The sequence below is a fragment of the Ruegeria sp. AL12 genome, from assembly GCF_056540885.1.
Genome location: NZ_JBQFXN010000001.1, coordinates 1,285,372 through 1,311,009, shown reverse-complemented (window position 1 = coordinate 1,311,009; position 25,638 = coordinate 1,285,372). Strand labels below are relative to the sequence as shown.

The 25,638-nt window shown below is 56.4% G+C and carries 26 protein-coding genes and 1 tRNA gene; 14 read left to right on the top strand and 13 right to left on the bottom strand.

Annotated features, from left to right (window positions below; all coding sequences use genetic code 11):
• On the bottom strand, positions 1-645 hold the full coding sequence (locus ACR0C6_RS06590; protein ID WP_171119595.1) for a pyrimidine 5'-nucleotidase: 645 nt from the start codon (positions 643-645) through the stop codon (positions 1-3).
• A 100-nt stretch (positions 646-745) separates the two neighbouring features.
• Here ACR0C6_RS06590 and ACR0C6_RS06585 point away from each other — a divergent pair, with 100 nt between their 5' ends.
• Entirely contained in the window at positions 746-1,393 is a 648-nt protein-coding gene (locus ACR0C6_RS06585; RefSeq protein WP_152457632.1) for a GntR family transcriptional regulator, read from the top strand.
• A gap of 3 nt (positions 1,394-1,396) precedes the next feature.
• Here ACR0C6_RS06585 and ACR0C6_RS06580 read toward each other — a convergent pair whose 3' ends face one another.
• Together ACR0C6_RS06580 and carA are read right to left on the bottom strand one after the other, a co-directional pair.
• Positions 1,397-3,274 (bottom strand): glycosyltransferase, encoded by a 1,878-nt coding sequence (locus tag ACR0C6_RS06580; protein WP_480618696.1) that lies wholly within the window; start codon positions 3,272-3,274, stop codon positions 1,397-1,399.
• Positions 3,275-3,356: 82 nt separating this feature from the next.
• A complete protein-coding gene (carA, locus tag ACR0C6_RS06575) occupies positions 3,357-4,523 on the bottom strand; it encodes a glutamine-hydrolyzing carbamoyl-phosphate synthase small subunit (protein ID WP_480618695.1) in 1,167 nt (388 codons plus the stop codon).
• Between the two features lie 183 nt (positions 4,524-4,706).
• Between carA and ACR0C6_RS06570 the strand changes: the two genes are divergently transcribed.
• The gene (locus tag ACR0C6_RS06570; RefSeq protein WP_152457635.1) at positions 4,707-5,192 is read left to right on the top strand and encodes a GatB/YqeY domain-containing protein; all 486 of its coding nucleotides are present in this window, start codon (positions 4,707-4,709) and stop codon (positions 5,190-5,192) included.
• An 18-nt stretch (positions 5,193-5,210) separates the two neighbouring features.
• Here the strand turns inward: ACR0C6_RS06570 and ACR0C6_RS06565 are convergent, their stop codons facing one another.
• The 3 genes from ACR0C6_RS06565 to ctaD form a co-directional block, all read right to left on the bottom strand.
• Positions 5,211-5,702, bottom strand: a complete 492-nt coding sequence (locus tag ACR0C6_RS06565) for a DUF2244 domain-containing protein (protein ID WP_480444807.1) — start codon at positions 5,700-5,702, stop codon at positions 5,211-5,213.
• A gap of 44 nt (positions 5,703-5,746) precedes the next feature.
• Positions 5,747-6,346, bottom strand: a complete 600-nt coding sequence (locus ACR0C6_RS06560; protein ID WP_171206854.1) for a 2-hydroxychromene-2-carboxylate isomerase — start codon at positions 6,344-6,346, stop codon at positions 5,747-5,749.
• Between the two features lie 122 nt (positions 6,347-6,468).
• A complete protein-coding gene (gene ctaD / locus ACR0C6_RS06555; RefSeq protein WP_170346621.1) occupies positions 6,469-8,127 on the bottom strand; it encodes a cytochrome c oxidase subunit I in 1,659 nt (552 codons plus the stop codon).
• 305 nt (positions 8,128-8,432) lie between these two features.
• Here ctaD and ACR0C6_RS06550 point away from each other — a divergent pair, with 305 nt between their 5' ends.
• Positions 8,433-8,852 (top strand): HIT family protein, encoded by a 420-nt coding sequence (locus ACR0C6_RS06550; protein WP_480444811.1) that lies wholly within the window; start codon positions 8,433-8,435, stop codon positions 8,850-8,852.
• Here the strand turns inward: ACR0C6_RS06550 and ACR0C6_RS06545 are convergent, their stop codons facing one another.
• The gene (locus ACR0C6_RS06545; RefSeq protein WP_480618694.1) at positions 8,853-9,275 is read right to left on the bottom strand and encodes a MerR family transcriptional regulator; all 423 of its coding nucleotides are present in this window, start codon (positions 9,273-9,275) and stop codon (positions 8,853-8,855) included.
• 83 nt (positions 9,276-9,358) lie between these two features.
• Here ACR0C6_RS06545 and ACR0C6_RS06540 point away from each other — a divergent pair, with 83 nt between their 5' ends.
• On the top strand, positions 9,359-10,300 hold the full coding sequence (locus ACR0C6_RS06540) for a cation diffusion facilitator family transporter (RefSeq protein WP_480618693.1): 942 nt from the start codon (positions 9,359-9,361) through the stop codon (positions 10,298-10,300).
• 315 nt (positions 10,301-10,615) lie between these two features.
• Here ACR0C6_RS06540 and lipB read toward each other — a convergent pair whose 3' ends face one another.
• On the bottom strand, positions 10,616-11,272 hold the full coding sequence (lipB, locus tag ACR0C6_RS06535; RefSeq protein WP_480618820.1) for a lipoyl(octanoyl) transferase LipB: 657 nt from the start codon (positions 11,270-11,272) through the stop codon (positions 10,616-10,618).
• A gap of 39 nt (positions 11,273-11,311) precedes the next feature.
• Positions 11,312-11,971 (bottom strand): DsbA family oxidoreductase, encoded by a 660-nt coding sequence (locus ACR0C6_RS06530; protein ID WP_480618692.1) that lies wholly within the window; start codon positions 11,969-11,971, stop codon positions 11,312-11,314.
• A 142-nt stretch (positions 11,972-12,113) separates the two neighbouring features.
• On the opposite strand from ACR0C6_RS06530, the gene ACR0C6_RS06525 reads away from it, so the two are divergent.
• A tRNA-Leu gene (locus tag ACR0C6_RS06525) sits at positions 12,114-12,200 on the top strand.
• Positions 12,201-12,204: 4 nt separating this feature from the next.
• Here the strand turns inward: ACR0C6_RS06525 and ACR0C6_RS06520 are convergent.
• Together ACR0C6_RS06520 and ACR0C6_RS06515 are read right to left on the bottom strand one after the other, a co-directional pair.
• The gene (locus ACR0C6_RS06520) at positions 12,205-12,414 is read right to left on the bottom strand and encodes a hypothetical protein (RefSeq protein ID WP_480618691.1); all 210 of its coding nucleotides are present in this window, start codon (positions 12,412-12,414) and stop codon (positions 12,205-12,207) included.
• 103 nt (positions 12,415-12,517) lie between these two features.
• Positions 12,518-13,270 carry a TylF/MycF/NovP-related O-methyltransferase gene (locus ACR0C6_RS06515; RefSeq protein WP_171328784.1) on the bottom strand — a complete coding sequence of 251 codons (753 nt, stop codon included), beginning with the start codon at positions 13,268-13,270 and terminating at the stop codon, positions 12,518-12,520.
• 581 nt (positions 13,271-13,851) lie between these two features.
• Between ACR0C6_RS06515 and ACR0C6_RS06510 the strand changes: the two genes are divergently transcribed.
• On the top strand, positions 13,852-14,478 hold the full coding sequence (locus tag ACR0C6_RS06510) for a class I SAM-dependent methyltransferase (protein ID WP_480444819.1): 627 nt from the start codon (positions 13,852-13,854) through the stop codon (positions 14,476-14,478).
• A gap of 32 nt (positions 14,479-14,510) precedes the next feature.
• Here ACR0C6_RS06510 and ACR0C6_RS06505 read toward each other — a convergent pair whose 3' ends face one another.
• Positions 14,511-15,608 (bottom strand): acyltransferase family protein, encoded by a 1,098-nt coding sequence (locus ACR0C6_RS06505; protein ID WP_171328781.1) that lies wholly within the window; start codon positions 15,606-15,608, stop codon positions 14,511-14,513.
• A 317-nt stretch (positions 15,609-15,925) separates the two neighbouring features.
• Between ACR0C6_RS06505 and ACR0C6_RS06500 the strand changes: the two genes are divergently transcribed.
• The 4 genes from ACR0C6_RS06500 (at position 15,926) to ACR0C6_RS06485 (ending at position 21,573) form a co-directional block, all read left to right on the top strand.
• Entirely contained in the window at positions 15,926-17,809 is a 1,884-nt protein-coding gene (locus ACR0C6_RS06500; protein ID WP_480618690.1) for a glycosyltransferase family 2 protein, read from the top strand.
• 94 nt (positions 17,810-17,903) lie between these two features.
• On the top strand, positions 17,904-18,575 hold the full coding sequence (locus ACR0C6_RS06495) for a class I SAM-dependent methyltransferase (RefSeq protein WP_480444823.1): 672 nt from the start codon (positions 17,904-17,906) through the stop codon (positions 18,573-18,575).
• Positions 18,576-18,630: 55 nt separating this feature from the next.
• Complete coding sequence (locus tag ACR0C6_RS06490) at positions 18,631-19,650, top strand: glycosyltransferase family 2 protein (protein ID WP_480444824.1); 1,020 nt, start codon at positions 18,631-18,633, stop codon at positions 19,648-19,650.
• A gap of 27 nt (positions 19,651-19,677) precedes the next feature.
• Positions 19,678-21,573, top strand: a complete 1,896-nt coding sequence (locus ACR0C6_RS06485) for an ATP-grasp fold amidoligase family protein (protein ID WP_480444826.1) — start codon at positions 19,678-19,680, stop codon at positions 21,571-21,573.
• A 49-nt stretch (positions 21,574-21,622) separates the two neighbouring features.
• On the opposite strand, the gene ACR0C6_RS06480 is transcribed toward ACR0C6_RS06485, so the two are convergent.
• A complete protein-coding gene (locus tag ACR0C6_RS06480) occupies positions 21,623-21,925 on the bottom strand; it encodes a DUF6476 family protein (RefSeq protein ID WP_152457651.1) in 303 nt (100 codons plus the stop codon).
• On the opposite strand from ACR0C6_RS06480, the gene ACR0C6_RS06475 reads away from it, so the two are divergent.
• The 4 genes from ACR0C6_RS06475 (at position 21,924) to ACR0C6_RS06460 (ending at position 25,552) form a co-directional block, all read left to right on the top strand.
• Positions 21,924-22,958, top strand: coding sequence for an RluA family pseudouridine synthase (locus ACR0C6_RS06475; protein WP_480444828.1), 1,035 nt, complete (start codon positions 21,924-21,926; stop codon positions 22,956-22,958). The two genes, ACR0C6_RS06480 and ACR0C6_RS06475, sit on opposite strands and share 2 nt — an antisense overlap.
• A gap of 145 nt (positions 22,959-23,103) precedes the next feature.
• A complete protein-coding gene (gene rpoH / locus ACR0C6_RS06470; RefSeq protein ID WP_171116444.1) occupies positions 23,104-24,000 on the top strand; it encodes an RNA polymerase sigma factor RpoH in 897 nt (298 codons plus the stop codon).
• Between the two features lie 249 nt (positions 24,001-24,249).
• Entirely contained in the window at positions 24,250-25,224 is a 975-nt protein-coding gene (locus ACR0C6_RS06465; RefSeq protein WP_480618689.1) for a Gfo/Idh/MocA family protein, read from the top strand.
• Positions 25,225-25,282: 58 nt separating this feature from the next.
• Positions 25,283-25,552 (top strand): DksA/TraR family C4-type zinc finger protein, encoded by a 270-nt coding sequence (locus tag ACR0C6_RS06460; RefSeq protein WP_170346639.1) that lies wholly within the window; start codon positions 25,283-25,285, stop codon positions 25,550-25,552.
• Positions 25,553-25,638: the final 86 nt, after the last annotated feature.

The following is a 25,638-nucleotide window of genomic DNA, read 5'->3' as shown; positions in this document are numbered from 1 at the left end:
CTATCGCAGGCGCGCCAGAAACGCGGTCAGATCGTCCGTGTGATGGTGGATGTGATCGGCTTCATGCGGGTCGGGAGAAACATGAACCGTGCGCATTCCCATCTCGTGTGGGGCCGCGAGATTGCGTGGTTCATCTTCGAATATGGCCGCTATTTCGGTCTGAAGGCCGTCCTTTTCAAAAACCGCTTCGAACGCGGCTTTTTCGGGTTTTGGTCGGTACCCTGCATGTTCAACACCGTATATCGCGTCGAACAGGCCTGTCAGGCCGCGTGCCTCAAGGACCCGTTCCGCATAGGGCGCGCTGCCGTTGGTGTAGACGATCCGCCGGCCGGGAAGGGCGCGGATATGATCGGCCAGTTCCGCATCCGGGTCCATGTGGCTCATGTCAACCTGATGTACCGCGTGCAGGTAGGGGTCGGGGTCCAGATCATGTTCGGCCATCAACCCGGCCAGCGTGGTCCCGTATTCCCGCCAGTAATGCGCGCGCAGCCGGTCGGCCTCGGCCCGGTCAACACCGATGGCTTGCACCACATAATCCGTCATCAGAACTTCTATCTGATCGAACAGCCGCATATGCGGTGGGTATAGGGTGTTGTCCAGATCGAACACCCATTGTGTGACATGACTAAACGAAGGTTTGACCATGGCTTGGGTTTAGGGCGCAGTCGGTCGGTTTTCAATGCTGTACTTGATCGCCGCCCCCTGTCACGGCTAGACATGTCCGAACGAGGAGACAAACGATCCCATGAGCCAGACCCGATCCCCGACCAAGGACGCCTACAGCCTTATCCTGGAAGCCATCGATGTGGGCGTCTATAAGCCCGGTGATCGGTTGGTCGAAAGCGAACTGGCAGAGCGTTTCGGAGTGTCACGCACCCCGATCCGCGAAGCGTTGCAACGGTTGGAAACCCAGTCTTTGCTGGAACGGGACGGGCGGTCGTTGATCGTCGCATCCCTGGATCACAACCAGATGGCCGAGCTTTACATCGTGCGCCGGGAACTTGAAGGGCTTGCTGCGCGCCTGGCCGCGAAACACGCCACCGAAGAAGAAATCAAGGTTCTTCAGGACATGGTCGTCGAAGATGACAAGCTGATCGATGACCCAACGGCCTTGTCGCGCGCCAACCGACGGTTTCACGAACAGATTCATCTGGCGTCACACAACCGCTATCTGGTTCAGCAGCTTGATCTGGTTCACCGGACCATGGCTTTGATGGCGACCACTTCGCTGGCAGTTCAGGGCCGTGGCGAGATCGCGCAAAGTGAGCATAAGGGAATCGTCGATGCCATCGCAGCCCGAGACGAGGAGGCCGCGGGGCAGGCGTTGAAGGAACATATTTCGGTCGCCTTCATGACACGTCTGAAACAGGATGCCAGTCGTCGCGACAAGTGAACTTCAGGCCAGTGGAACGTCTTCGCTGGCCTGCCCGTGTTGGGTTTTGTCCCAAAAAAACGGATTTGTCGCCAGTTCCCACAGGGCTTTGTAGCCGGCAACCACCCCCAGCGGGAAATACAGGCACATCGTCGGAACCCACGGCAGCAAAAACCGACGTTCACGCGCGGATACAGCGATGATCCCGACGCATATGTTCAGGGCCTCGGTTGCCAGAAACAGCCAGATCAGCGCCGTCGTGATCTGCTGCGGCAGGATCTGTTCCATCGGATTGGGCATGCCCAGGGCGTACAACCAGAAAATCCATAGAACAGGAGCCAGCAGGAACTGACCCAGAGTGCCCAGAAAGAATGCCTGTAGGCCGATAAACTTGGCCGCACCCAAATCAGCATACAGTTTCCGCGGGTCCCGCATGTGCACAAGATAGGTGACCATGAACCCCTTGAGCCAGCGTGAGCGTTGCTTCACCCACGGCCAGGCGCGGAAATTCGCCTCTTCGAAGGTGGCGGTGTCCACCATCTCGGTCCGGTAACCCGCCCGGCAAAGCCGCACGCCCAAATCGGCATCTTCGGTGACATTGTGGGCGTCCCAACCGCCCAGTTCCAACAGCTTTTCGCGGCGAAAAAAGAACGTCGTTCCCCCAAGCGGGACGACTAGCCTCATACGTGCGATGCCCGGCAGGATTACGCGAAACCAACTGTTGTATTCGATGGTAAAACAGCGCGACCGCCAGTTCGTGCGGGGGTTGTAGTAATCCAAAACACCTTGCAGGCAAACCACCTCGGGCGAAGCTTGGGTGAAATGCGCAACCACCCGTTCGATCTGATCCGGCTGTGGTGCGTCTTCGGCATCCCAAACGCCAACGATGTCACCGCGGCAAAAGTCCACCGCGTAATTCATGGCGCGCGGTTTGGTGGTCAAACCGTTCAGTTCGGGGACTTCAACAACACGCATCCAACTGGGCAGAGCCACTCGCGCAAGGGCGCCGCGCGTCACGTCATCGGTCGCCTCGAGCACGAGAATGACGTCCAGCAGCGCTTTGGGATAGGTCAGCCTTTGAAGCCGCTGCACCAGAGCATTCGCGATTTCTCGCTCTTTGTACAACGGCACCATGATGGACACGCAGGGGTGACGAAGCGCGATCGCCGCCTCTGTTGGCTCGGTCGGCTTTTTCATGCGGTCGCTGAGGCAGGCCAGGGCGCCCATTATCCGAAAGGCTGCAAAAAGAACCAAACTGCCTACGGCCGCGCCCAACAAAACCATCAATCCAATCGCAGGGAACAGGGCAAAAAGACACAGCACACCCAGCGTTGCCGCAGATGATACGAGCCGGGACCCGGCGGTCCAGTTGCGACAGCTTTGTTCCGCGTTCACACGGGTTTCGGCCGCTTTTGCGAGTGTCCGCGAGAAGTGCTGTGCAATGACCCGGTCGATCTGATGAGAACCCGCAAGAACGGGCAGGATGGAATAGTCGCAATCCTGCATCTCGGCGATCACGGTTGCAAAACGATCGGGCCGGGCAGTGGCGACCAAAACCAGAGGGCCGATGCGCATCCAGGGAATGACATTGTGCTCAAGCCAGAAATCCACCGGCTTCAGGTTGCACAATCCGGGCATCGGTGGAATTTGTTCGAGGTCCGCGATCTGCCACCCGAACTGCGTGGACAGAGCTTTCAGAACGTCCTGCCTGGTGGCATACCCTTCGCCAACCAGAATCTCGCCAAGCGGCGCTTTCTGCCTGGTTTGCAGGCTCAGCGCATGGTCCAGTTGTGAACGGGTGATGACCTCGGTTTCCAGCAGGCATGTGCCCAGCGGTTTGCGAAAACCGGGCGCCGGGATCGGGGACGCGTTTGTAAAATCCTGAAGGTTAAGTTCAACCATTAAAAAAACCCTGGCACAGTTACCTGCGCACAGGGTTGATCAAACAAGGTTAATGTGCCGTTAACTCCGGTAACTTAAGGGTTTATGCCTGCTCTTTTTTCTTTTCCATCGCATCGGCGAAACGTTCGAACAGGTAAAAACTGTCCTGGGGTCCGGGCGACGCTTCGGGGTGGTATTGTACCGAGTATACAGGTCTGTCAGTCATGCGGATCCCGCAGTTCGAGCCGTCAAACAGCGATCTGTGGGTCTCGACCACGCCTTCCGGCAAAGACTGCGCGTCCACGGCAAAACCGTGATTCATCGACGTGATTTCGACCTTGCCGGTTTCCAGATCCTTGACCGGGTGGTTCGCGCCGTGGTGGCCGTGGTTCATCTTGACTGTCTGACCGCCCAACGCCAGGGCCAGCATCTGGTGGCCAAGGCAGATACCAAAGACGGGCAGATCGGTTGTGTCCAGAATTTCCTTGATCATCGGCACAGCATAGGCACCCGTTGCGGCCGGGTCGCCGGGACCGTTCGACAGGAAAACGCCATCCGGCTGATGGGCCAGCACTTCGGCAGCGGTCGCCGTCGCTGGCAGCACGGTTACATCACATCCAGCCGAGGCGAGACAGCGCAGAATATTGCGCTTTGCTCCATAGTCGACAGCCACGACTTTGTGGGCGGGGGCCTCTTGCCGCTTGTACCCTTCCGGCCACGCCCAGCGCATTTCATCCCAGCGGTAGCTTTGGGCACAGGTGACATCCTTGGCCAAGTCCATACCTTCCAGCCCGGCAAAGCCGCGGGCCGCTGCAACCAGTGCTTCGATGTCGAAATTGCCCTCGGGATCATGAGCCAGCGCCACATGCGGCGCGCCCTGCTGGCGAATGGCGCGGGTCAGACGGCGGGTATCAACGCCGCCGATGGCGATGCGGCCACGGCGGGCAAGCCAGCCCTTGAGTTCTTCGGCCGAGCGCCAGTTGGACGGCTCGGTCGGGTCCCATTTGACGACCATGCCAGCGGCGACCGGATCACCGGTTTCGTCGTCTTCCGGGTTCACGCCGACATTGCCGATATGGGGGAAGGTAAAGGTGACGATCTGCCCGGCATAGGATGGGTCGGTCATGATTTCCTGATATCCGGTCATCGCTGTGTTGAAGCAGAGTTCGGCCACGGTCTGTCCGGTTGCACCGAAACCGATGCCGTAAAACAGCGTTCCGTCGGCCAATGCCAGACATGCGGTGGGCTTGGACGGGGCGTTCTGGGCCATGGCGCGACTCTCCTGCAAGGTAAACCGGCGCATACCTAAGGGGGTTAAGCGCTTGGGTCAAGTCTGTTCAATTTTTAGGCTATCGTTATTTTTCAATGGGTTAAGCTTGTTCGCCCCCGGTTGTAACGCGCTTTTTGTTTAGATATGTTCGGGGTTTCGTTGTCATGGGGATGGACAAGCCAAATGGACATGCGATCACGGGTGAATGCCGCCCTGAAGCAAGCAATGAAAGACAAAGCAGCCGAGCGTCTGTCGACACTGCGGTTGATCAACGCGGCCATCAAGGACCGCGACATCGCCGCGCGCGCCTCGGACAATGAAGAAGTCAAAGGCTGTGGTGATGCAGAGGTGCTTGAAATTCTTGGAAAAATGACCAAGCAACGCAAGGAAAGTGCGCGCGCCTATGAAGAGGGTGGTCGCCTGGATCTGGCCGAGCGCGAGATGCAGGAAGTCGCCGTCATCGAAGAGTTTCTGCCCAAACAGTTGGATGATGATGAGGTTTCAAAGGCGATTCAGGCTGCAATCACTTCGACCGGTGCCGGTTCCATTCGCGACATGGGCAAGGTCATGGGCGAGTTGAAAACCCGTTATACCGGACAGATGGACTTCGGCAAGGTCGGGCCTATGGTCAAGGATCACCTCTGCGCCGCGTCAAACGGCGACTGCTGAGACATCAGGCTGAAACACCTACTGCGCGACAGGGTCGCGCAGTTTCCTGGCCAAATCGTCATAGAGCGTGATACGCTCGTCCTCCGACAGAAACGCCCCGATTTCGACCTCGCGCCCGTCTCCGACGAGCGTGACATAGTGTGGAACCGGGCCGCCTTTTTCGTACATTTCAGGTCGTGCCCAATAGCGATTGCACGACCATTCCTGTTGGTCTTTGCCCGGGGTGTGATGCACCAGGCGGGCTTGTGAACCGGACAAGGTGAAAATCTCAAACGCACTGCGCGCGCGATAGTTCGCCTGAATCGCCAGCCAAAGCCCAAGCACCGTCAACAGCAGAAACGGTAACAGGCCCCACAACACGACCGACCCAAGCACGGCCAGCAACGGGATCAAACCGAACAGAAATACGGACAGGATGGCAATCATCGCCCCACGTCGCGGCAGAGAATTATGCGGCCAGAGGCGCAGTTCCTGTTCGGTTTCGGATGTCTGATTCCATTTGTACGGCATACCGGAAACATATCGCAGTGCCGCCTCATGTCGACGGGTTTTGATCAGACCACGTGGCCCACACGCGCCCAGGACAAGGCGTCATCCAAACGGTCGTCGCCCCAGAACACCTCTTGCCTCACCACGAAGCTGGGGGCGCCGAAAACACCCAGTTTCACGGCGATGTCTGTTTCAGCTTCCAGCGCGGTGACGATATCCGGGCTGCGCGCGCGAGCCAGCGTCAGGCGAGGATCCTGTTGGCACCGCAGCAATGCTTCGGACAGGGCGCTTTCGCTGCCGGCCTCGACGCCATCCTCGAACCAGATGCGGTATAGGTTCTGGGTAAATGACTTGCCCCACCCATCCCTCATACCAAACAAAGCGACCTGATTGGCCAGGGCAAGATCGGAAATCGGATAGGGTGCGGGCAGGCTGGCGTGGATGTGATACTTGGCACAGCGCCGTTCGATATCACGCCACATATATGCGGATTTTTCGGGTTTTCCGGCGAACGGGATATTCTGCTGGGCTGACATGACCGTGCGCACATTAAAGGGCCGCCAGTTTACGGTGGCGTCATGTTCAGCGCACCAGTCGTCCAGACGCATCACGGTAAGGAAACTGTAAGTGCTGCCTATTGAATACCAAAAGTCGATTTCCGGCATTGCCGATCCTCCGACTGTTCTGTGGGGGTATCATAGCGGATTTTGGTACACTTGGCGAACTGACAGAGGTGGATAACGAAAACCCCGCCACTTGGGCGGGGTTTCTTTGGATCAGATCGGGATCAGTGCGCGTGGCCTTTGTCCCAGTCTTCCTGCTTGGGCAGCTGCTCGAACGTGTGTTCGGGCGGCGGTGTCGGCAGGGTCCATTCCAGCGTATCCGCGTATTCATTCCACGGGTTCGGACGTGTCTCTTTCGCACCACGGAACAGGGCGTAGAACACGATCCCGAAGAACAGCAGGAACGAGGCGAACGAGATGAACGCGCCGATCGACGAAACGAAGTTCCACTGGGCGAATGCCTCGGGGTAGTCGATGTAGCGGCGCGGCATGCCCTGACGGCCCAGGAAGTGCTGCGGGAAGAAGGTCAGGTTGGCGCCGATGAAGAACAGCCAGAAATGAACCTTGCCCCAGAACTCAGAGTACTGACGGCCCGTCATCTTGCTGAAGTAGAAGTACACCCCGGCGAAGATCGCGAAGACAGCACCCAGCGACATCACGTAGTGGAAATGTGCCACAACATAGTAGGTGTCATGATAGGCACGGTCGACACCGGCCTGCGACAGAACCACACCGGTCACACCGCCGACGGTGAACAGGAACAGGAAGCCGAAGGCGAACAGCATCGGCGTCTTGAACTCGATCGAGCCGCCCCACATGGTGGCGATCCACGAGAATACCTTGACCCCCGTCGGAACCGCGATGACCATCGTTGCCAGCATGAAATAGGCCTGCTGACGCAGCGACATGCCGACGGTGTACATGTGGTGCGCCCACACGACAAAGCCCAGCACGCCGATTGCGATGATCGCCCATACCATCGGCAGATAGCCGAAGATCGGCTTGCGCGAGAAGGTGGCGATCACGTGGCTGATGATGCCGAAACCGGGCAGGATCACGATGTACACTTCGGGGTGGCCGAAGAACCACAGGATGTGCTGATACAGGATAGGGTCACCGCCGCCGGCCGGATCAAAGAAGGTGAAGCCAAAGTTGCGGTCCATCAGCAGCATGGTGATCGCGCCTGCCAGAACCGGCAGCGACAGCAGAATCAGCCATGAGGTGACGAAGATCGACCAGCTGAACAGCGGTACCTTGAACAGGGTCATGCCCGGGGCACGCATGTTCAGGAAGGTGGTGATCATGTTGATCGCGCCGAGAATCGAGGAGGCGCCCGATACGTGCACGGCAAAAATCGCCAGGTCCATGGACATGCCGCCTTCGGTCGTCGACAGCGGCGGATACAGAACCCAGCCCACACCCGAGCCGAGCTGATCGTTCCCACCCGGGCTGAGCAGCGAGGCAACACCCAGCGAGGTGCCGGCGACATACAGCCAGAAGGACAGGTTGTTCATCCGCGGGAACGCCATGTCCGGCGCACCGATCTGCAACGGCATGAAATAGTTGCCAAATCCGCCGAACAGGGCGGGGATGACAACGAAGAACATCATCAGAACACCGTGATAGGTGATCATCACGTTCCACAAGTGACCGTTGGGGGTACACGGGTCGGCCATGAAGCCTTCCAGGCACATGTACTGAACGCCCGGGTGCATCAGCTCGAGCCGCATGTAAACGGTCATCGCCACCGAGATCAGACCGGCAAGGGCCGAAACGACCAGGTACAGAATCCCGATGTCCTTGTGGTTGGTCGACATGAACCAGCGCTGGAAAAAGCTGCGCTGATCTTCATGGTCGTGACCGTGAATGGCTGCGTCTGCCATTATAGGTGCCTCCTGTTGCAACTGCACCGCGCAGTCGGACCTCTCCAACGCGCGGGATTCCTGCTGGTTTTAGAATGTGAAGAGGGCACCTTCAATGGCCGAGTTTGATCTGGATCAAGATTAATTGTCGCGGGCACGCGGGTGCCGCACGATTTTCCGGCCTTGAACGTGGGGAATCTGGGCATGGCGGATGAGAATTCAAGCCCGGACTGTCGATGCGGCATGGGCGTTGGCAGAGTTCCGCCTTGACCGTCGCCCGCGCGCGTCTCAGAACTGTGCCGACACCCGCAATCCAGAGGTTTGAGATGGCTGATTACGACCCCGACAATATCTTTGCCAAAATCCTGCGCGAAGAAATCCCGTGCATGCGCGTGTACGAGGATGATGAAACGCTGGCTTTCATGGATATCATGCCGCGCGCGGACGGGCATCTGTTGGTGATCCCCAAAACACCATGCCGCAACATGTTGGATGCCACGCCCGAGCAACTGACGGCGGTTGTGAAAACGGTGCAGAAGATGGCCCGGGCGGTCAAGTCCGCATTCGACGCGGACGGGGTGACGATCCAGCAATTCAACGAGGCGGCAGGCGGGCAGGAAGTCTTCCACCTGCATTTTCACGTCCTGCCGCGCCACGAAGGGGTTTCCATGCGCCCGCCGGGCAAGATGGGGGATTTCGAGCTTATCGGTGAACACGCGAAAAAGATCAGCGCCGCTCTCGCCTGATCATTCGGCGCCATGGGGCCCCATGCATTCGCCGTGGTCCTGAAATGCGTGCAGCACGGCACAGACATGATCGTGCTGCCCGTCGCAGGCCGCTGAAATTCGGGTCAGTTCCGTTTCGAGGTTTTGCAGGCGGGCAATTCGGTCCCGCAGATCGGCCAGTTGTCTTTCGGCAATTTCGTGCGCCCGGTTAAGGTCGCTGCCAGAGGCGCCCTCAAGAAACAACAGGCCCACGACATCAGCCAGTGGCAATCCCAGATCACGGCAATGGCGAATGAAGATCAGCCGTTTCAACGCGACTTCGTCATACCGGCGTTGATTGCCCGCGGTTCGCTCTGGTTTGGGTAACAGGCCTTTGTCTTCATAGAACCGGATTGTCGGAATTTTCACTCCGGTTCGGCGCGATAAGTCCCCGATCGAATACATTTTTCCGGTTTTGACCTCTTGAACCTCTAGTGGCTAGAGGAATTACATGCTCTGGGAAGCCGTAACAAGGGACATGAAACGATATGGCACACCAGCATTCCCACACCGGGCATGGTCACCAGCACAACCACATTGATCCAGACGCTGGCGATGCGCGCGTCGCCTGGGCGATTGCGGTGAACATGTTCCTGACATTGGCTCAGGTCATCGGGGGCATCATTTCGGGTTCTCTGGCGTTGATTGCCGATGCGCTGCACAATTTTTCGGACGCCGTGGCGCTGATCATCGCGTTTTTCGCGCGCAAAATCGCCCGGCGTCCAGCCGATCCCCGTATGAGCTTTGGCTATGGCCGGGCCGAAGTCGTCGCCGCGTTGGTCAATTACACCACGTTGATCGTGTTGTCGGTCTATCTGTTCTACGAAGGCGTGATGCGGTTTTTTGAACCCGAGCCGATCAATGGCTGGATTGTGGTTTGGATTGCCGCGCTGGCATTGGTGGTCGATCTCGTAACCGCTGCGCTGACATATACTATGGCCAAAGAAAGCATGAATATCCGGGCCGCGTTCATTCACAATGTTGCTGACGCATTGGGATCAGTCGCCGTGATTGTAGCGGGCTCCGCAGTGATCCTGTTCGGCTGGACATGGGTAGACCCGGCGGTAACGATCCTGATCTCGGTCTATATCATGTGGCATGTCAAAGGTGAGATGGGCGAGACGATCCGCGTTCTGATGCTGGGCGCTCCGCCCGACCTGGAACCAGAGCAGGTTGCGGCGGCTATCGAAGAAACAGAAGGGGTGGCGGAAGTGCATCACGTGCATTTGTGGAGCATGCAGGAACGGCAGCCCGCGCTGACGGCTCATCTGGTCATCGATACGAACGCCTGGCCAAATGCCGAAGGGGTGCGGGACAGTGTCAGGCAAACCCTGCAAGATCGTTTTGGGGTGGGCCATGCGACGCTCGAGCTTGAACAGGCCGACCGCGCCTGCATCGGTTCTTCCCGATTTGGGCATCAGGAAAACTAGCGGTGCCTGAAAGAGAATTGCCGTTCCGATTTGGGGTCGGAACGGCAGACTCGTAACCAAACACTTCTCGGATTTCGAGGGCGAGCCCTGGATCACCGGTTAACATACCACTCACTCTTGATTGGCAGTTCCATATTACTCGTTAACGGGGCCTTTGTATCCACCTGAGTTAAAAAATGCTTAAAGACTTCTACAAATCCACCGAATTCAGGGTTAATTGCCTTACGCATGGGAAACAGAGCCAGCCTGTCACAGGGATTGTTGTTTGCAACAGTGGCGCGCAGCGATTCGCTGCGCAGTGATCGACAGATGGATTCAGGGTGCCACTGGGCCAAAAACGTCTGCGAAAGTCTTTTTCAGTGCGGCATCAAGGTCTGCCATCGTTACCGGCAAGCCCAGGTCGACCAATGAGGTCACGCCGTATTCGCTTATCCCGCAAGGGACGATGCCGGAAAAATGTTCCAGATCCGGTTCGACATTCACTGAGATTCCGTGAAAACTGACCCATTTGCGCAGGCGCAAACCAATGGCGGCGATCTTGTCTTCCGCCGGTTTGCCGGTCGCTGTCAACGGCTTGTCATCACGCCGAACCCAAACCCCCACGCGCCCTTCACGGATCTCGCCTTGCACGTTGAATTCCGCCAGCGCCGAGATCACCCAGGTCTCCAGCTGTTTCACAAACTGACGCACGTCGCGACCACGTTTGTTCAAATCCAGCATGACATAGGCCACACGCTGGCCGGGCCCGTGATAGGTGTATTCGCCGCCGCGTTTGCTTTCGTAAACCGGAAACCGATCGGGGTCGGTCAGATCTTCGATCCTGGCCGAAGTGCCGGCCGTATAAAGCGGCGGGTGTTCCAGCAGCCAGACACATTCTTCGGCTTCGCCATTTGCAATTGCGGCGACGCGCGCCTCCATAAAGGCAACGGCGTCGTCATAGCTGATCAGACCATCGGTGATTTTCCATTCCATGCCGGTCTCATATCCGTCTGAATCGGTCAAGAAAAGGGGTCAGGCGGCCTCGGACAGGCAACGTTGCAGCACCTGGGCATAGGTTTCAGAACCCTGTGCGCCGGTCAGCAGGTATTTCCCGCCAAAAACCATGGATGGCACGCCTGAAATTCCCCGGCTGGTCCAGAACAGCTGCTTTTCACGCACCAGGGCTATGTGTTCTCCGCTTTCAAGTGCTTGTCGCGCCGTATCCGCGTCCAGCCCGATGGATCGAACAACTTCCAGCAGAACATCCATATCGGAAACATCCCGCTGCGCTGTGAAATACGCGTCGAACAGAGCCAGTTTCAAAGGATGCTGTCGGCCGACTGATTCCGCCCAATCCAGCAACTGATGCGCTGCGAATGTGTTCACCATTCTGCTGTCATCGTCGAAGTTGAAGGCAAAGCCGAGCTCGGCCCCGATCGAGGTAAGCTTGTCCCGTGCCTGCTGACTTTGCTCGGCGGTCGAGCCGTATTTGGCCATGATATGTTCACGCAGGTTCTGGCCTTCGGGTGGCATGTCCGGGTTCAACTCGAACGGATGCCAGCGAAGCCGGGCAAGGACACCCTGTTGCTGCAACGCCATGTCAAGCTGTCGAAACCCGACAACGCACCAGGGGCACACGACATCCGAGACGATATCGATCTGAACGATCGGGCGGTTTTCGGGCGGGGGCATCGTGTGGCTCCTGTCAGGTCAATGGCGTGTCGTCCACTGGCAGAGATAAGCCCGTGGTGAAGGAATTTAAACCACTGCGTTTTTGCCTCTTCACATCGCGCGCACCAACGTCTATACGCCGCTTTACAAAGTCATTGGCAGTGCGGTCGTGGCGGAATTGGTAGACGCGCAGCGTTGAGGTCGCTGTGGGGTAACTCCCGTGGAAGTTCGAGTCTTCTCGACCGCACCATCTCTCAGTGAAAGAACAAGAAATTGGGGTCGGGCGCAAAGATTGCATCCGGTGTGGCGCCCACTGTGCGACGTCCAAAAGGGGTGCCGAAGACGGCTGTACCACGTGAAAGAACTGCTTTCAGAACCTGAATCAGTTCCATGTTTCGGGCGTTCATCGGAATGTTAAGGATTCTGCCCGGTAGCACCTCAAGGGTGTCAGCCTGGTCGGCCATTCTGAAACACCTACAGGCCGCAGCCTTGCTGAGCGTGACGTTTCAGGTGTTCAGGTGACGGGCGCAACCTGACCCATGACCTGAACCCAAGGCCTGGTCCTCTCTAGACCTTTTGGAAATAGACGCCCACGCCATCGATTTCGTTGATCGCGGGTGGCTTATAGCCCACCTCGTCAAGATAATCATGCACGGCCGCTTTAGCTGCGGGAACCACGTGATAGTCGTCAACGATGATCCAACCGCCTTCCGAGACCTTACCGAAAAGGTGCCGCAAAGGATCTATGGTTGATTCATACATGTCGCCGTCAAGACGCAGCACTGCAATCTGCTCGCTGGGTACCAGTGGCATGGTGTCTTTGAAAAAGCCTTCAATGAACACGACATTATCGTCCAGGAGCCCGAACTTTTCAAAATTCGCCCTTACAGAATCGGCTGACACGGCCAGAGCGTCGTACTTATGGAAATCAGACCCCTTGTCGTGAGGATACAGTTCTTCATTCGGCTCGGGCAGTCCCTTGAAAGAGTCACAAAGAACGACACGTCTGTCATTCTGGCCATATGTAAAGAGAACCGCTTTCGCGAAGATGCTGGCACCGCCACGCCATACTCCGGTTTCGACAAAATCGCCGGGAACCTGGTTGCCGATGACGGATTCCACCATGGCGCGAACATTGGCCAATCTCTTGCTGCCCACCATAGTGAAAGCAACAGACGGCCAATCCCAGCCGTATTCACGGTTTTTGGAGTCATAATCCGGTTTGGTGTCTCCAAACAGAATTGGTGGGTCTTCATAGATCGTGCCATCCAGGGCACGGGCAACCGTGGTCAGATATTGTTCCCGAAGTTCCGCGAGCATAGATTATAACCTTGCATAGATGTCTGGCTGGTTCTGACCTCTCTGCTGTGAAGTTTCAACAAGATTCGCTGGAAATCGCCTGCGGCGTTGGATAAATGGAGTCACATTTCCTGTTAACTGTGTTTTTTTTCAACTCAGACGTGCCTTAACCTTCAATTTTGACGCCCAGAGTGAAACATATCTTTTTTGACGCTAAGAATTACGCGAATGTTTGCGCCAACTTCAGCATAAGTCTTGGCAAATAAGGTCGGACCCAACCCATTTGTTGGGTCGTAAAACAACTGCCCCACTTATCATTCCGCGTTTGGGGTTCAGGAAGTTTGTGAACCCTTAACCTTCAGGTCATGAAGCACCATTCCAACAGGTAAGGGCATAATTATGAGTAGTTTCAGGCAAGTCTTCTCAACTGCGATGCACTCAATTTCAGGGGATACGAAAAGGAAGAAGGTTCAACCAATTTTCTGGTCAGAGCGGAACAGAGGTATCGGTGGCGGTGTCATTCTTCCGCCACGGTCAATGTTGCAAAATATCATGAAATCACATCGAGCAATAATGAGTTTCTGCTGGCGAAAACCAGCGAAATGATCGACGCCGAACTTGATTGCACCTCGAAGATCGATGCTCATAATGTCGTCGATATCGTAGTATGGCAGGGAGGGAGCGTTGCTCTCCTCGATTGTGTATTTCGGCCTGACAAACTGGTAGCAGTTGAATATTCGACGCGCGATCTGCCTCACCTTGACGCGTATGTCGAAAGGTGTTCGCGGCAGGATAATGTGCGGCTTTGCAAGGGGATAAGTCAGGCGGACATCAGTCGGTTCGGAGAATTGCTGGACGCAGAGTTCGGCAACGAGAATATTGATCTCGTTATAGATGACGCTTCGCACCAGTATTTGGAAACGATGTTGTCATTTAACCTCGTTTTTGCACGCATGTCGGAAGGGGGCATTTTCGCCATTGAAGATTGGCAATGGTCTACGATGGAACCACATTACAATTCCGATCACTTCAAAGGGAAAGAGGGGCTGACGAACCTGGTGCTTCAATGCGTCATGTCCTGCGCCTGTCGCCCGGACATCGTTCGTGAAGTCATCGTCAAAAATCACTCTGTTATGGTTGTTCGGGCTGAGGCTGAACTGCAAGGCGGCGCTTTTGACATTGCCGAGATCGCCCGCAATCGAGGCGAGATTGTTCCCCTGATGCTATAGATCCGCATTGTTTTGGTAGGCGTGCTCTGCCGTTACGACGCCAATTGTTGTGAAGCCGGGTTTCTCAAATCAGGCTTGGTTATCCGGCGGGCAAGGCGGATGAATGGAACTTCGACAGCATAATAGATAACAGTTGCAATAGGTATCGCTACGGCAAGGGTAATAACACAGACAATGGGCACCACAAGATCCGGATTGTCCGTAAGTGTTGCGGCCCATCGGGTCAGGTTTGTGTTATAGATAAGAAACGGATGCATCAGATATAGGCTGTAACTGATCTTTCCAAGAAAGCGGGTAAAAGGGTTATAGAGAAAAAAAACGGGTCGAAGTGCCTGCGATAGAGCTAGGCTTGCAAAGGCGAAGCCCCAGCCCAAAACCAGTGCGAGTGGAACCGGTTTGTTTAGCGTTTGCGCCTGATCAAGAACCGGGCCAAACAGATACATGTAAATCAACCCGGCGATCCCGGCACCGAGCGCTAAATAGCCGACGGGGCGCTCGTATGACTTAGGTGTCCAACGGTAGGCGCACCAAACGATCAGACCCAACGCAAAGTACGGGGCGTTCGTGAAAAAGCTGGTCCAATAATAAAAATCGGGAACTTCACCCTGACTGGATAAGTTTACATACCCCCATCCCAAGCAGGCGAGCAAAAAGAGAAACACCGCTGACCAAATGTTCCGCCAAATCCAAAGGAAGGGGAACAGAAGATAGAAGATAGCTTCGACGCCGATTGACCAACCCGCCGGAACAAGACTGGTTTGTTCACTGGGGACAAACCCAAACAGAAATGTAATATTCCTGATGATCGTACCGGTTTCGGCCTGGACCCCAATATACAGCCAAGCAAAGAGCATAACGTAGAAGAGTGGTGCAATTCGAAAAAATCTGCGCAAGGCATAGGCCCAGCTTCGATCAAAGGACACTCCCTTTGGATAAGCTAGCGACATGGACATCGCGCTTATTATGAAAAACAGCGGCACTCCCATCGCATAGTAGTCGGCACCCCAGTTCTTGTAGTAGACGCCGAGTGGATGAATGTGCACTGCGTGTACAAACACGACCGCAGACGCAGCGATACCGCGCAGTGAATCAAGGCCATGCGCCCTTTGATCTTTAAGATTACCTGTCATGATCCACTCGAGATACCGCATCCTTGCTGCCAAAAACCTTTGGCGACATTGAACGTCAGCTATAAATGGTTGGCGCCCGAAGGCAATCAAATTGTCGTTTTCAAGCGTAAAGCCCTACGCATTGAACGCTGCCTGCGGGGCTGCGATCGTCTGCGGGATCTGGAGTTGGCAGTCGCTGAACCGGAGGGCTCGTCCACTTGCAATGCATTTCCGGGGCCCGTAACAAAGCCGCAGGCAGGGATGCGCGCTATACATCTGCAAAGATGCGTTTTTTCCCGCTATCCTGAATTTGCGGGCCACGGGTACAGGTAGACGCGATGAGACTTGTCATATCCACGATGAAAGACGAAGGGCCGTTCATCCTGGAATGGATTGCATACTATCTTTCGATCGGCTTCACCCATTTTATCGTCAATTCGAACGATTGTTCCGATGGCACCGACGCGATTCTTCGGCGATGCGAGGAGCTTGGATTCCTGGCGCATATCGACAATCCCGGCCCGTGGGAGTTTGGACCTCAGGCTTCAGCTTACGCAAACGCCATGGAACACCCCTGGTGCAATGAAGCCGAATGGATATTGGTCTGCGACGTGGATGAATTTCTTGATATTCGCGTCGGCGACGGGACGCTGGACGATTTGTTTCGTGCATTGCCGCATGCGGACGGATTTGCCGCGATCTGGCAGTTGTTCGGGCACAACGGAATCGTCGAGTTCCAAGACAAGTTCATTGTCGAGCAATTCACCCGTGCGGGCGAGCTTGGCGCCGTCAGTCCTCACAACTTGCGGGCGTTCAAATCGCTGTTTCGCAACAACGGATCGTATCGCACAATCAGCACGCATCGACCGCGCGGCCCGATACCCAACAAGGCGGATCGATTTGCTTGGGTCGACGGGGACGGTGATCCGTTGCCGCCGGCCATGCGAAGACGAGGGTGGGCGTATTCATCAACGGGCGCCGGGTTTGGGCGCAGGCTTTTTCGGATGAACCACTATGCGGTGAGGTCCGTGGAAAGCTATCTGATGAAACGGTTGCGCGGGGATGTGAATACCTCGAGTTTTCATCCGAAGATGGAGGCAACAGGTCAGGCCTACTGGAAGCTGCATTGCTATAACGACATCGAAGAAACCTCGATCCTGTCCAAAGTTGCGCGACTTCGGGAGGTGTATGAAAAACTGCGATCCGATACTGTTCTGCGGCAATTGCATCATCAGGCAGTTGAATTTCACAAGGAACGTATCGCAAGCCTCAGAAAAACCGAGGTGGCGCAGGATTTTGTTGCAAAGTTCAGCCGCTTTCGCAGCGGACGCTATGTGAAGGCGCTGGAACTCGGCGTGATGGAAGATGGCGATCTGTCTTTCAACGCTGAAATGTACAAGGACCCGGAAATCACATTTGCCCAGGTCGCGAAATGGACGCGGCTCGGCAAGATGTCCAAGCCCGAGAACTCCAAGCCATACAATTTTCCTTGGTTCGTTCGGCTCGATGCCCTCGAAACCTCGTTTGATTACGAAGAGGCCGCGGCGCAGCATGCGCAAATTACGGATGCCAAACAGGTTTCGGTGCCGTTCGATCCCAAGGATCCTGTCTACCTGCCTTCTGCCCCTCCGGAAGTTGAAAGAACAAAAGACCAGCGGCAGAGTTTTCTTCGATCAATCAGTGGCAAGAAGAATTGGGTGCTGATCGGACATGTTGAGACTGAAATCATCGAAGAAATACTTGATCTGGACGCTGTCGAGAAATTGACGGTCATAGGACCGTGGGGGTTGTCTTGGGACGGTTTTACATGTCCGGATGCAACTCAGGATCCCGAGCTACAGGCGTTGGATCGCACGTTTTATGCATTGCTGGAATATTTCCGCGACCCCATTCTTGCCGGGCGATTGCATATCTACCGGGCGCTGCCCCCCTTGATGCTGAAGCTGTTTGAAGACGAAAGCGTCGGCGTCGTCATCATCCGCGGGGTGCGGGCAGAGCAGGTGATGACCCAGCTGTTGCGACGTATCGACCGGGTTCTTGCCCCCGGGGGCAGTATCGCGTTCACATCCTATCGCCGTCACGGAGGCGGGTCGTATACGGGTATGAATGCGGCGATAAACAGTTTCCTCGGGCGTAATGCTGCACGTTACCGGATAACCAGCTTGCAGCCACCGTGGCTTGGCATCGACAAGTTGCCACCGCTTGGCAAAAAGGACACATAGCTTCTGGTTCTTGAGGCTGTGGCGTGGTAGCCATGGCGCAATGAACAAAACGGGTTTTGAGTGAATGTGATACCCGTCTGCAAGTGAGGTCGAGATGTCGAACGAACCCAAGGTTATCGGTGTTGCGCCCGGCGGCCAGAAGAAACCGAAGGCTGACAAAGCGACCAAACGCAAAAACAGCAAAGACGCAATCCGCCGAACATTCCTTTCGCGTTTGCCAAAGGGGGGCTTGGCCGTTGAAATCGGTGTCTGGCAGGGTGAGTTCTCTCCGACCATTCTGAAACTGATCGAGCCCAGTCAGCTTTTTCTGATCGACCCGTGGAAGCATATTGGTGAGGAATCGCACACAACCGCGTTTGTGGGTCGGACCGAAGACGAAAAGATGGAGGCCATCTTCCAGAAGGTCGTAAAGACTTTCGAGGCCGAGATCGAAGAGGGCAAGGTCGGTATTATCCGCGATTTTTCGGTGCCTGCGTTGGAGCTTTTTGATGATGAAAGCATCTCGTTCGCCTATGTCGACGGAGACCATTCGTATGAAGGCGTGACCGCTGATCTAGCCGCTTTGTTTCCCAAGATCAAACCTGGGGGGATCATGGCGTTCGACGACTACCACCGCCGCGGCTGGTGGGGCGACGGGGTGATCCGTGCGGTCAACGAGTTTCTGGGTCAGCACCCCCGAGAGTTGCGCATCCGTGCGATTGCCGGCGCGCAGATCGCCATTGAAAAGATTGTCCCGCAAGATGACAGCAAAGGTCAGAACGGCTAGGCGGCGGGGATAAGTGGCAGCGATGGAAAAGCCTGAAAAAGTCCTCATCACTGCGATGAAGAACGAGGGTCCCTATATTCTGGAATGGGTGGCCCATCACAAGGTGTTGGGGTTTGATCGGATCATTGTCTACACCAATGATTGTACAGACGGTACCAACCAGATTCTGAGACGGTTGCAGGACTTGGGCCATGTGGAGTTTCACAGGAACCGGGTTGGAACCGGAGGGATACACCGGTCTGCGCTGAGACAGGCACGGCGCTTGCCGGTGGTGAAAGACGCAAAATGGTTATATGTCGGCGACGCGGATGAATTCCTGAATATTCACGTTGGAAATCACAGGGTTGATGATCTGATCGAGGCAACGCCCGGCGTTGACGTCATCTCCATCCCCTGGAAGATTTTCTCGAACAGTGGTCGGCATGTTATGCGCGATACGCTGGTGACGCGGCAATTCTTCGATTGTGAACTGGATTTCGAACAAGGCGGGGCAGGGCGCCGGTTTGTCAAATCCCTGTTCAGGCAGGGCGATTTCTATCTTCGTTTCGGGTTGCACAACCCGCACCCCCGTGCCGAACTTCAGGCCGGCGTGTTCCGGTCCGTGCCCGGAGGGCACGCCACGGAACCTGCGCCCTTCGGCAACCATGTCTCGCCTCCGTTTGGTTTTGAAGTCGCACAGATCAACCACTATGCCGTCAGATCCACGCAGGCCTATCTGGCCAAGCGCAGCCGAGGTCGGGCAAATCATTCCTCGCAGACACTTGGAACCGAATATTGGGACCGCTGGAACCGTGGCGGTGCCAAGGATGAAACAATCCTGCGGTACAAGGATGAAGTGGATGCGGTGCTGGAAGAGTTTCGCGCTGACGACAGGCTTCGACGGCTGCATAGAAGAGCGTTCCGCTGGCACAAGGCCCTGATCAACGATCTGCTGAAGCTGCCCGAGTATGATGAGCTGTACCAGAGACTTCTTGAAAAACCGGCTGTGGATTTTGTCGCAAAGGACCGTAGCGTAAAGGAACGCCTGTCGGCCAGCGCGCCGTCTTCGACTGACGAAAACCGGACAGAGTCCTGACAAAACAGCCCCTGGAGAAATAGACGAATGGTTGCGGATCACTCTCTTCCGACGATTGGGATGCTGTGGATGGAAGGCAGCCTGAGCTTTCTGGAGCAGATGTGCATGCTGTCATTCGTCGAATGCGGGCACAGGGTTGTTTTGTTCCACTATGGGCAAGTCGACAACGTTCCGGATGGTATCGAACTGGTGTCGGCAAACGAAATCCACGAGCCCAAGCATTTCATCGTAAACAACCAGTTCAAGACGCCCGTGCCCCAATCCGATATCTTCAGATTGCATCTGATGAAGAAAACGGACTTTCTGTGGTGCGACACGGATGTGTTGGCGCTTGCCCCGATACCAAGGGCAGATCATGTCTTTGGGTATTTCAACCGTGATACCATCTGCAATGCCGTCATGCGGCTGCCATCCGACAGCCCCACGTTGAATGCGTATTCCGAATACTGCCAGGATCCCTATCCGATCCGCCCCTGGGTTGAAGGGGAAGAACGGAAAGAACTGGAACGCCTGAAACAGGCTGGGGAGTTGCCGCATGCGTCAGATCAGGAACACAGCGTCTACGGCCCCGGTGTCATGACGTGGTTTCTGCGCCACCACGACGAACTTAAACATGCCAGCCCCATACCGGTCTTTTATCCTTTGCCTTTCAGACGGGCAGGACAAGCCAATGATATTCACGTCCGAGAGTTCAGGGACGCGTATATCAAAGAGGAAACGCTTGCCGTACATCTGTGGGGGCGTCGGATGCGATGGTGGATTGCAAACGGGATCAAGCGGCATTCGTTTCTGGACCGACGTCTGAGGAACCTGGGGGTGAGACCGGGCGACGCGCCTTTGCCGCGCCACGGCCGTGGGGGCCTCAAACCGGTGGAGTTTCCGGCAAACCTGCCCACCTTGCGCGCTACGACCGAAGAAATCCACGACGCCACCGGCGGCGTCGTGTCCGTTGCTCTGCTCTCTGACAGGGAAGACTATCTCAAGGCGGCACAGGCTGATCTCGACGCAATTGCAGCCGACAATCTTCATGGCGCCAACACCCCGCCACGCGTCGGTTTTTCGCGCGGTTGGGAACACTATGGCAGTGATCCTGCGCGGCTGAATGCGCTTGGTATGTCTTTGTACAACTATGCGGATAGCCATCGGTCTCTACCCGATCTGCGCGCGCCAAAGACATTCGCCGAAAAACTGGTGGTCATGAAGCTGTTTGGCGAAGTCCCTGATCCGTTGATCTCTGACCGGTCCAAATACGTGGGCAGCGCCTCGGAACTGCTTGCCTGCCCACAGCGCATGTGGGAGGCGCATATTCCGGCGTTGCCCGAAACACTCGACCTCGGGCCCGGTCAGTATTGGTTGAAAGGAACGATGAGCCATGGTCACAAGCTGGCCCTGTCGTTCCCGCTGGATGGCCCGCAGCGCGACGATGCCAACCAGAAACTGGCAGCGTGGCACAAGACAAAAACGCCCGAAGGGTTCTGGACAGGCGAATGGTGGCGCGCCACGCAAAAGCCCCTCTATTACATCGAAGAAGATTTGTCCGCCGGGGATCGACAGGCCGGCACTTGGAAATTCTGGGTGATCGCCGGACGCGTACAGCTGGTGCAGGTTGACCGTGACCGGGGGCGAGGGCGTATCCAGATGCTCCATGATCGCGACTACGATTACCTTGCAGATGAGCTGTATTCACCAACCAGCAGCACCGTTGAACCCCGGCCCGAACGTTTTGAAGACATGATCCGGATCGCTGAAACCCTGGGGCGCGACCTTGAATGCGCAAGCGTAGAGCTTTTCACGGTTGGTGACAGGATTTGCTTGGGCGACATCATGTTGGCGCCGGTGTCTGGCAAGCACAAGATGCGGTCGGATGCGCTGGATCAGCGTCTGGGTGCTGCGTGGATCGGAACTCGGCTGTTTCCCGGCTGAGGCTGGACAATCCCCGGATATTTCATGCCGCCGGAACAGGTGGCAGAGCCTATTCGACCGCGATTTCCTGGCGCAGTTTTCCAGTTGTTTTGTCAAAGATCAGAATGCGATTGTCATCGGTTGCGACGGCATACCAGTTTGCCCCGATGGTCAGGGCCTGCGCCCGGGCGCCGTCGGGCAGCGCGATCTGATCCGGCAAGGTGGGTGTGCGGTCCGATAGGCGGATGACAATCAGGGCGAATGTCACTAGAACCCCGCCAATCATCACCGCGGTCAACAGCATGACCATCCGCCGCAGCAATCGCAGTTGCGGAGTTTCCTGCGGTTCTTGAGGTTCGGAAGGGACAGTCATGGGCACCCGCCAGATTGAGTTTCAGATCGCGGCCGATCCGCCGCCTCGCCTTGATAAGGCGCTTTCCCGCGATGTGCCAGACGGGGAAAACCTGTCGCGCACCAGACTTGCGCGTCTGATCGAAGGGGGCGCGGTGCAGATCGACGGTGCCGAGGCGCGCGACCCCAAGGCCAAGGTTGCCGAAGGGGCACGGGTCACGATTGCCGTGGCCGAGGCCGAAGACAGCCATATCGGCCCCGAGGACATCCCGCTGGAGGTCGTCTTCGAGGATGCGGACGTAATCGTCGTCAACAAACCCGCAGGCATGGTCGTGCATCCCGCGCCGGGATCACCCAGCGGGACATTGGTGAATGCTTTGCTCCACCATTGCGGAGACGATCTGTCGGGCGTCGGCGGGGTGAGACGCCCCGGTATCGTGCATCGCATCGACAAGGAAACCAGTGGTCTTCTGGTGGTCGCAAAGTCAGACGCGGCGCATCACGGTCTGGCCGAGCAGTTCGCGGCGCATAGCGTCGAACGGTATTACCGTGCGGTGTGTTACGGGGTGCCGGATGCCAACGATCCTCGGTTGCGCGGTGTCAAAGGGATCAGCTTTGAACCCGGCAACATCATGCGCGTCACGACGCAACTTGCGCGACACAAGACCGACCGTCAGAAACAGGCGGTTCTGTTCCATGGCGGGCGGCATGCCGTGACACGCGCACGCGTTGTCGAGACATTTGGTGTGCCGGCGGGTCTTGCCCTGATCGAATGCTGGCTTGAAACCGGCCGAACGCATCAGATCCGCGTTCACATGGCCCACGCAGGGCACGGGCTGGTGGGCGACCCGGTTTATGGCGGCAAGCGCAAGCTGTCCGCCAAAGCGTTCTCTGCCGCCGCCGCCGGTTTTGTAGGCACTTTCCCCCGTCAGGCGCTTCATGCCGCCGTTTTGGGGTTCGAGCACCCTGTCACCGGTGAATCCCTGCGGTTCGAGGCCGATTTGCCGCAAGATATGCAAAACCTTGTCGAACGTCTGCGCACACCGCTGTCATAATAAGCAAACTCCTGTGAAAAAGGGCTTTTTACCTTTCCTTAACGTAAGATTAATTCCAGACTGTTAGCAGCACCTCTTGAATGGGAAGGGTTCCTTACCCATATCCTATGTTAAACATCTAAACATTTGTCGGAGGGACACAATAATGGCAAACTACGCAAATCTTCCCGCACCGACGCCCGAGGGCGGCCTGAATCGCTATATGCAGGAAATCCGCAAGTTTCCTCTGCTGGAGCCGGAAGAAGAATACATGCTGGCCAAGCGTTGGGTCGAAGAGCAGGACACCGAAGCCGCGCACAAGATGGTGACGTCTCACCTGCGTCTGGCGGCCAAGATCGCCATGGGCTATCGCGGCTATGGTCTGCCGCAGGCCGAAGTGATTTCCGAGGCCAATGTGGGCCTGATGCAGGCGGTCAAACGGTTTGACCCTGAAAAAGGCTTCCGTCTGGCGACCTATGCAATGTGGTGGATACGTGCCTCGATCCAGGAATACATCCTGCGGTCCTGGTCTCTGGTGAAACTGGGCACGACCTCGGCGCAGAAAAAGCTGTTCTTCAATCTGCGCAAGGCCAAGGCCCGCATCGGTGCATTGGAAGAGGGCGACCTGCGCCCTGAAAACGTCAAGAAGATCGCCACTGATCTGGGCGTGACCGAAGAGGAAGTGATCAGCATGAACCGCCGGATGTCCGGTGGTGATGCGTCCCTGAACGCCACGGTCGGGTCCGAAGGCGAAGGCACCATGCAATGGCAGGACTGGCTTGAGGATGAGGATGCCGATCAGGCCGGTGATTACGAAGCACGCGATGAACTGGAAGCGCGTCGGGAATTGCTGGCGGCGGCTTTGGATGTGCTGAATGATCGGGAAAAGGATATCCTGACCCAGCGCCGTCTGATGGATCAGCCTGTCACGCTCGAGGAGTTGAGCACACAGTACAACGTAAGCCGTGAGCGCATTCGCCAGATCGAAGTGCGCGCGTTCGAGAAGCTGCAAAAGAAAATGCGGGATCTGGCGCGGGAAAAAGGCATGTTGGGCGTAAGCTAACAGTTGCGCCCTTCTTGCCTCGCAGGAAGATTCTTCGCGTTCAAGCAATGACGGAAAACGCCCTCTGATGATCAGGGGGCGTTTTTTGCGAATGTTGGCGGAAACTGAACCAAAGCCCTAAATCAATGGCTGAAGGTCGAAAGCTGTGTTAGGAAAAGACGTGTTTTGTCTTTGATTTCGCAGCAGAACGAGCGCTGGTGACCCCTCGGGAAGCGCGTAATTTGAAACAAGCCGAGTACGGAGGGTGCAATGCAAAGACCGGTTCAATTTGGTGTATTGGGTGCAGCGAAATTTGCGCGCGAATACATGGCCCCGGCGATACATGCCGCCAATGGCGCGCGCTTGGCCGCGCTGGCAACCTCGGATACCGCAAAGGCAGAACCGTTTCAGTCCTTTTGCCCGGATTTGCAAGTATTTGACAGCTATGATGCGTTGTTGGCAGACGCCGGAATCGACGCAATCTATATCCCGTTGCCCAACCATATGCATGCGGAATGGAGCCTTAAGGCTTTGAGCGCTGGCAAGCATGTTCTGTGCGAAAAACCCATGACCATGAAGGCGGATGAATTCGACGCATTGATCCAAAAGCGAGACCAAAGCGGCCTGTTGGCCGCCGAGGCATACATGATCGTCCATCACCCTCAATGGCAGCTTGCAAGGAAACTGATCGCTGATGGTGCCATCGGCAATTTGGTACATGTGACCGGTGCATTCAGTTTCGACAATCGCTCTGACACTCGGAACATTCGAAACCGTGCGGAAACGGGCGGTGGAGGATTGCGTGACATCGGGGTCTACGTGATCGGTGGAGCACGCTTTGCAACCGGTCAAGAGCCTGTGTCGGTGCAATCCGCGATCCGTTGGCAGGATGATATCGACATCTTTACCGAAATACGCGCCCAGTTCCCCGGATTTACCTATTCCAGCTATGTGTCCATACGGATGCATCCCCATCAAGAGATGGTATTTCACGGCGAAAGCGGTTTGATCCGCCTGACGACCCCGTTCAATGCGCGTGTGTTCGGAGAGGCGCGGGTCGAGCTGCACCGGCCGGGGCTTGAAGTTCAGGTCACCCGCTTCCCCGGAGCAGACCATTACAAGTTGCAGGTCGAGGCCTTTTGCCGATCAATCAGGGATGGGGCGGAGTATCCCTGCCCTTTGGAATTCTCACGCGGGACGCAAGAGGTGATTGATCGTGTATTCGAGGGCGCGGTTTCACTGTAACTTGCGTTGCGGCCAGCGGCTCAGCTATCCTGAGTGTCACAATTTCAGGAGATGACCGATGGCCGGAGGTTGGGCACGCGACGGCGCCGTGAGCGAACAGATCGAAGCGTCGATCTCAGATGAACTGGCGCGGATGCAGGCGCAAAAGCGGCCCCAGGGCGAAAGCCTGACCCATTGTGCCGAATGCGAGGAACCTATCCCGGAAAAGCGTCGCGTCGCGTTGCCGGGAGTAAAGCTCTGCCTGGATTGCCAGCAAGAGCGGGACGGCGCGTTCAAAGCGCGCGGCGGTGTCAATCGGCGGGGGTCGAAGGACAGTCAGTTGAAGTGATCTTGGTATGGCCGCGATGAGCCCAAAGTGACGGATGCCGCAGAGCCAACGAATGTCTGCTACTTCGCTGAAGCGTTCGAGCCCTG

Coding starts and splice junctions, on each gene's coding strand:
- ACR0C6_RS06495 (WP_480444823.1), top strand. CDS start 17,904: ATGTCGAACGAACCCAAGGTTATCGGTGTTGCGCCCGGCGGCCAGAAG.
- ACR0C6_RS06585 (WP_152457632.1), top strand. CDS start 746: ATGAGCCAGACCCGATCCCCGACCAAGGACGCCTACAGCCTTATCCTG.
- ACR0C6_RS06475 (WP_480444828.1), top strand. CDS start 21,924: ATGGGCACCCGCCAGATTGAGTTTCAGATCGCGGCCGATCCGCCGCCT.
- ACR0C6_RS06460 (WP_170346639.1), top strand. CDS start 25,283: ATGGCCGGAGGTTGGGCACGCGACGGCGCCGTGAGCGAACAGATCGAA.
- ACR0C6_RS06515 (WP_171328784.1), bottom strand. CDS start 13,270: ATGCTCGCGGAACTTCGGGAACAATATCTGACCACGGTTGCCCGTGCC.
- ACR0C6_RS06590 (WP_171119595.1), bottom strand. CDS start 645: ATGGTCAAACCTTCGTTTAGTCATGTCACACAATGGGTGTTCGATCTG.
- ACR0C6_RS06530 (WP_480618692.1), bottom strand. CDS start 11,971: ATGCCCCCGCCCGAAAACCGCCCGATCGTTCAGATCGATATCGTCTCG.
- lipB (WP_480618820.1), bottom strand. CDS start 11,272: ATGGAATGGAAAATCACCGATGGTCTGATCAGCTATGACGACGCCGTT.
- rpoH (WP_171116444.1), top strand. CDS start 23,104: ATGGCAAACTACGCAAATCTTCCCGCACCGACGCCCGAGGGCGGCCTG.
- ctaD (WP_170346621.1), bottom strand. CDS start 8,127: ATGGCAGACGCAGCCATTCACGGTCACGACCATGAAGATCAGCGCAGC.
- carA (WP_480618695.1), bottom strand. CDS start 4,523: ATGGCCCAGAACGCCCCGTCCAAGCCCACCGCATGTCTGGCATTGGCC.
- ACR0C6_RS06500 (WP_480618690.1), top strand. CDS start 15,926: ATGAGACTTGTCATATCCACGATGAAAGACGAAGGGCCGTTCATCCTG.
- ACR0C6_RS06580 (WP_480618696.1), bottom strand. CDS start 3,274: ATGGTTGAACTTAACCTTCAGGATTTTACAAACGCGTCCCCGATCCCG.
- ACR0C6_RS06520 (WP_480618691.1), bottom strand. CDS start 12,414: ATGGCCGACCAGGCTGACACCCTTGAGGTGCTACCGGGCAGAATCCTT.
- ACR0C6_RS06480 (WP_152457651.1), bottom strand. CDS start 21,925: ATGACTGTCCCTTCCGAACCTCAAGAACCGCAGGAAACTCCGCAACTG.
- ACR0C6_RS06510 (WP_480444819.1), top strand. CDS start 13,852: ATGATCGACGCCGAACTTGATTGCACCTCGAAGATCGATGCTCATAAT.
- ACR0C6_RS06505 (WP_171328781.1), bottom strand. CDS start 15,608: ATGACAGGTAATCTTAAAGATCAAAGGGCGCATGGCCTTGATTCACTG.
- ACR0C6_RS06490 (WP_480444824.1), top strand. CDS start 18,631: ATGAAGAACGAGGGTCCCTATATTCTGGAATGGGTGGCCCATCACAAG.
- ACR0C6_RS06565 (WP_480444807.1), bottom strand. CDS start 5,702: ATGCCGTACAAATGGAATCAGACATCCGAAACCGAACAGGAACTGCGC.
- ACR0C6_RS06550 (WP_480444811.1), top strand. CDS start 8,433: ATGGCTGATTACGACCCCGACAATATCTTTGCCAAAATCCTGCGCGAA.
- ACR0C6_RS06465 (WP_480618689.1), top strand. CDS start 24,250: ATGCAAAGACCGGTTCAATTTGGTGTATTGGGTGCAGCGAAATTTGCG.
- ACR0C6_RS06540 (WP_480618693.1), top strand. CDS start 9,359: ATGGCACACCAGCATTCCCACACCGGGCATGGTCACCAGCACAACCAC.
- ACR0C6_RS06545 (WP_480618694.1), bottom strand. CDS start 9,275: ATGTATTCGATCGGGGACTTATCGCGCCGAACCGGAGTGAAAATTCCG.
- ACR0C6_RS06570 (WP_152457635.1), top strand. CDS start 4,707: ATGGACATGCGATCACGGGTGAATGCCGCCCTGAAGCAAGCAATGAAA.
- ACR0C6_RS06485 (WP_480444826.1), top strand. CDS start 19,678: ATGGTTGCGGATCACTCTCTTCCGACGATTGGGATGCTGTGGATGGAA.
- ACR0C6_RS06560 (WP_171206854.1), bottom strand. CDS start 6,346: ATGCCGGAAATCGACTTTTGGTATTCAATAGGCAGCACTTACAGTTTC.